At 66.4% G+C, this 5,149-nt stretch carries 5 protein-coding genes; all 5 read right to left on the bottom strand.

Translation table 11 applies throughout. From position 1 onward, the window contains the following. Window positions 1–559, bottom strand: a 559-nt coding sequence (locus ELR45_RS38660) for a LacI family DNA-binding transcriptional regulator (protein WP_205857016.1), incomplete at its 3' end; no start/stop codon positions are given. A gap of 176 nt (window positions 560–735) precedes the next feature. Next, window positions 736–1,563, bottom strand: a complete 828-nt coding sequence (locus ELR45_RS21870; RefSeq protein ID WP_129668232.1) for an ICP22 family protein — start codon at window positions 1,561–1,563, stop codon at window positions 736–738. 60 nt (window positions 1,564–1,623) lie between these two features. Further along, window positions 1,624–3,543 carry an ABC transporter ATP-binding protein gene (locus tag ELR45_RS21865; RefSeq protein ID WP_129668301.1) on the bottom strand — a complete coding sequence of 640 codons (1,920 nt, stop codon included), beginning with the start codon at window positions 3,541–3,543 and terminating at the stop codon, window positions 1,624–1,626. Between the two features lie 257 nt (window positions 3,544–3,800). Then, entirely contained in the window at window positions 3,801–4,022 is a 222-nt protein-coding gene (locus ELR45_RS21860; RefSeq protein WP_205857015.1) for a helix-turn-helix domain-containing protein, read from the bottom strand. Window positions 4,023–4,147: 125 nt separating this feature from the next. Continuing rightward, the coding region (locus ELR45_RS41355) for an ABC-F family ATP-binding cassette domain-containing protein (RefSeq protein WP_240760025.1) at window positions 4,148–5,149 on the bottom strand (1,002 nt) is incomplete at its 5' end.

The following is a 5,149-nucleotide window of genomic DNA, read 5'->3' as shown; positions in this document are numbered from 1 at the left end:
GTCGTACCGCGGCAGCCATGCCGGCCGCGCCGTCCACGTCGACCCAGGAGTGCGGTGAGGTGATCTCCGGGCGGCCGAACGTGACGAAGGGCACGCCCCGTTCGGCGAGGGCGACGGCACGCGGATCGCCGTAGTCGATGTCGGACAGGACGAAACCGTCGACGGTGCGAGTGCCGACAAGCTCGTCGTAAGCGGTCACCAACCCGTCCTCGTCCGGGGTGAAGAGCAGGACGTGGTAGCCGTCGTTCTCCGCAGCCTCGACGAGCGCATGGACGAAGCGATCGAGGACCGGGTTGAGCACGCCGAGGCGCGAGCGGGTGATCTCGTAGCCGATCATCCGCGAGGCGCGAGTCTTGAGATTGCGCGCCAGCCGGTGCGGCCGGTAACCGAGCTGCTCGATCGCCTGGCGGACGCGCTCGGCAGTGTCGGGACGGACCCTGTCCGGGGCGTTGAGGACGTTGGACACCGTCTGCCGCGACACCTGTGCGCGCCGGGCGACGTCGTTCAACGTGGCACCGTCGGCACGGCTGGGAACGGAGTCTGCGCTGGTGGAGTCCACTATTGATCCTCAGGCCAGTGATTTGAACGTGCAAATTTGAACGTGCAAATCAGCATGATAGATAGGACGCCGAGATGTCAACGGTTCGTGACGGTTTCGTTAACTCCGCTCAGGGCTACGCTGGTCTGCCGGCACACGCCACGGCACGACAGCGTGCGGGATGCGGTGCATACGCGTCAGCCGGACGCCTCCGCGAGCGCGTCGACCGCAGCCTCGGCGAGCTCCAGCACGTCGCCCTGATCGACGTCCTCGACCTCGATGGAGCCGCCGGTGACATACACGCCGGCGACGTGGAACTGGAACATGTTCGCTTGCGCCTTGTCGTGCGCGGCTCGCATCACGTACCCGTCGACATCGCCTACGGAGGTGTCCTCGGCACCCTCCACGTCGGCCAGGTCGGTGCCGATCAGCTCTTGCGAGAAGCTGACCTCGATGCTCGCGATCGACTTACCCGAGTCTCGCCAATCGCAGGTGAGTATGGCGACGTCCTCCGTCGGAGGCACCTCGACGTATTCGAAGTCGCCGGTGATGCGGTCCCCGACCTCCCGCACCTCCTCCGGGCACTCGTCCGGGACATTGCTCGCCGCAGGGCTGTCCGGCGACTCGTCCTCGCCGTCGTCCGTACCGTCGTCCACCGGTTCGTCCTGCGGCGCGGTCCGGTCGCCTTCCCCGCCGGCCTCGGCGTTCTCGGGCTCTCCGTCAGCGTGCTCGTCGCCGGTGTCCTCGCCGCCGGATTCGTCGCCGTCGGCCTGCCCGGGATCCTCTGTCTCGCCGTTCGCGGGGTCCTGTCCATCCACCGACTCACCGCCGTCGTCGCCATCACTGCGCTCGGCGACCGCGTCGTCAGCGGCGTCGCCGTTGTCGGAGCCGCACGCGGCGACCGTGAGACCGATGACCACCATCACCGTCGGCAGAACCCGGCGCGCCGCACCGTCGAGCTGAGACGGCGAGCCACCGGTCCACAAACGACGAATGCGGCACGCCCGGCCGTCTACGTGGTGCATGAGCCCACGATACAAACGATGCGGACGCCGGGACGAATCTCGCCTCGGCAGGCCCGCGTCCTACCCGGCAGTCTGAGCTTGAGTAGCGAACTGGGTCCGATACAGCTCCGCATACAACCCGCCGTGCAGAAGCAGCTCCTCGTGCGTGCCACGCTCCACGATCCGTCCGTCGTCCACCACGAGAATCGTGTCCGCGTCCCGCACCGTCGACAGCCGATGTGCGATGACCAGCGACGTCCGCCCGGTCAAGGCGGTCTTCAACGCTCGTTGGACGGCCACCTCGGACTCGGAGTCCAGATGCGCAGTCGCCTCGTCCAAGACGACGACTCGCGGCGCCTTCAGCAGCAGCCTCGCGATCGCCATCCGCTGCTTCTCCCCTCCGGAGAGCCGGTAACCCCGATCCCCGACGAGCGTGTCGAGCCCGTCCGGGAGCGAGCGCAGCAGATCCCCGATCTGAGCGGCGTCGGCCGCGGCGAGCAACTCCTCGTCCGTGGCCTCTGGGCGCGCGTAGGCAAGATTGAACCGAATCGTGTCGTGGAACATGTGCGCATCCTGGGTCACCACGCCGACGGCGTCGTGCAAGGACTCCAGCGTCGACCGCCGGACGTCGCGGCCGCCGACTCGCACGACTCCCCTGGTGGGGTCGTAAAGGCGCGCGACCAGGCCGGTGATCGTGGTCTTCCCGGCCCCGGACGGCCCCACGAGCGCCACCATCTGACCGGGTTCGATGCGGAAAGAGACACCCCGCAGCACATCTTCGTCGGAGCCCTCGCTGTTCGCGCGGGCTGCAGACTCCAGCGAGGCGAGTGAGACATCCTCGGCTGACGGGTAGCGGAACCAGACGTCGTCGAGCTCGACCGACAGCTGGACATCCCCGGTACTGTCCGGTTCACCTGGGCGGCCGGTCGCCGCACCGCCCTGAAGCGGCCGGGCGTCCGGAGCGTCACGCACGATCGGCTTGAGATCGAGGACCTCGAAGACCCGCTCGAAGCTCACCAGCGCCGTCATGATGTCGACCTGGACGTTCGACAGCGCCGTCAGCGGGCCGTAGAGACGGGTGAGCAACGCCGCCAGCGCGACCAGTGTCCCCACCTGCAGCGTGCCGTCCACGGCCAGCCAGCCGCCGATGCCGTACACCACAGCTGTTGCGAACGACGCCAGGAAGCTCAGGCCGATGAAGAAGTACCGGGCATAGAGGGCCTGCACCACACCGATGTCCCGGACCCGGGCGGCACCCTCGCCGAAGCCCTCGTTCTCGCGCTGATAACGGCCGAAGATCTTCACCAGTAGCGCACCGGAGACGTTGAACCGCTCCGTCATGGTCTGGCTCAACTCGGCGTTGAGCTGCATCGACTCCCGAGAGATGTCGGCCAGCCTGCGGCCGATGAACCTCGCGGGCAACAGGAACAACGGGACCAGCACCAGGACCACGATCGTGATCTGCCAGGACAGGATCACCATCGCGCCCAGCGACAGCACGAGCGTGACGAAGTTGCTGACCACCTGCGACAGCGTTCCTGTGAACGCCTGCTGCGCCCCGACCACGTCAGAGTTGAGCCGTGACACCAGCGACCCGGTCTGGGTCCGCGTGAAGAAGGCGATCGGCTGGCGCTGCACGTGGTCGAAGACCTGGCGTCGCAGGTCGAAGATGAGTCCCTCCCCGACCCGGGCGGACATCCATCGGCCCAGCAAACTGAGACCGGCGTCCAGCACGGCGAGCGAGGCAACAGCAACGGCTCCCCAGACGACGACGCCGCGGTCAGCCGGAACCACGCCGTCGTCGATCACAACCTTCAGCAACAACGGCACGGCGGCCGCGGATGCGGCCGACGCCACCGCGGTGGCCAAGAAGATCGCGATCTGGCGACGGTAAGGTCTGGCGTAGCCGAGGATCCGTCGCGTCGTCCCACGGGCCAGGCGACGCTCGGTCACGCTGCGATCCCGGGAGAACGACCTCGATGCCATCCACCCGCTGCCCATAGGGCCGCCCATCGACACCGTGAAGGACCTCCTCGCCTATCGTGCACATCCGGATACCGGGACAGCATCGTCCCAGACCGGACAACACGGCGGCGAGCTGCACTCTTCCTGCACGCCGAAACAGCGACCGGCCCCAGAAGGCCCGTGGGCAGGCCGTGACGCACCGGCATGGCGCCGAAGGACTCCGGCTCTGGCACCGCCCGCGTCAGCGAGCGGTGCCGTCAGCGCGGAGTTTCCTCAGCGCCCTGCCAAGGTGGTTACGCCTTCTTCCGAGCCTTACCTCGGGTGGCACCACCACGTCCACGTAGTGTCACACCAGCCTCAGAAAGTAGCCGGTGAATGAAGCCGTAGGAACGGCCCGTCTCCGATGCCAGCTCGCGGATGCTCTTGCCGCTCTCGTACTGCTTCTTCAGGTCAGTGGCGAGCTTGTCGCGTACTCCTCCACTGATCCGCGCGCCTTTTACCAACTTGTCGGCCACGCGTCCTCCCCGTTTTCGTTTGTCCTCCATGACAGAGGACCATGATCTGTCCCATTACGGTTTTTCGCCACCCGAACGCAAGATCAATCCCACTCCTGAAGGAAATCGCCTGCTAGGTAGCAGTCTTAGGCTAACGTGACAAGATCTCTATACTCAGCATTCCAGAGGTCTTCGGCGCCGTCAGGCAACAGCAGAACCCGTTCCGGCGCAAGCGCCTCAACTGCTCCCTCGTCGTGCGTGACAAGCACAATCGCGCCTTCGAAGGAGCGCAGCGCCCCTAGCACCTCCTCCCGGGACGCAGGGTCCAAGTTGTTGGTCGGCTCGTCGAGCAGGAGCACATTAGCGCTCGACACCACCAATGCGGCGAGAGCCAGCCGTGTCTTCTCCCCACCCGAAAGGACCGAGGCGGGCTTGTCCACCGCGTCGCCGGAGAAGAGAAAAGATCCCAGAACCCGCCGTACCTCCACATCAGCGAGATCCGGCGCCGCGCTGCGCATATTTTCCAGCACCGTCCGAGATGTGTCCAGCGTCTCGTGCTCCTGGGCGTAATACCCGAGTCGCAGGCCGTGTCCTGCATGTACCGCGCCCGTATCCGGTACCTCTATACCGCCCAAGAGGCGTAGAAGCGTCGTCTTTCCGGCACCGTTGAGGCCCAGTACGACGACTCGGCTCCCCCGGTCGATGGCGAGATCGACGTCGGTGAACACTTCCAGCGACCCATAGGATTTCGACAGCCCCGTGGCGGTGAGCGGTGTCTTGCCACAAGGGGCGGGCTGCGGGAAGCGCAGCTTCGCGACCTTCTCCGAGCGACGTTCGTCCTCCAGGCCGGACATCAGGCGCTCCGCCCGCCGGTCCATGTTCTGCGCCGCAGTCGCCTTCGTCGCCTTGTAGCGCATCCGGTCCGCCTGCGCCTTCAGAGCCGTGGCCTTCTTCTCCGCATTGGTCCGTTCCCGGCGACGCCGACGTTCGTCAGTCTCGCGCTGCTCCAGATACGTCGACCAGCCGACGTTGTAGAGGTCGAGCACAGCCCTGGTGGCGTCGAGGTGGAAGACTCGGTTCACGGTCTGGTCGAGCAGCGCGACGTCGTGGCTGATCACCACGAGGCCGCCCTTGTAAGCCCGGAGGAA

Origin of the sequence: Phytoactinopolyspora endophytica, from assembly GCF_004138495.1 — a bacterium.
Taxonomy (GTDB): Bacteria; Actinomycetota; Actinomycetes; order Jiangellales; family Jiangellaceae; genus Phytoactinopolyspora; species Phytoactinopolyspora endophytica.
The sequence above is the reverse complement of the archived record's forward strand: the minus strand, read 5'-3'. Positions and strand labels throughout refer to the sequence as shown.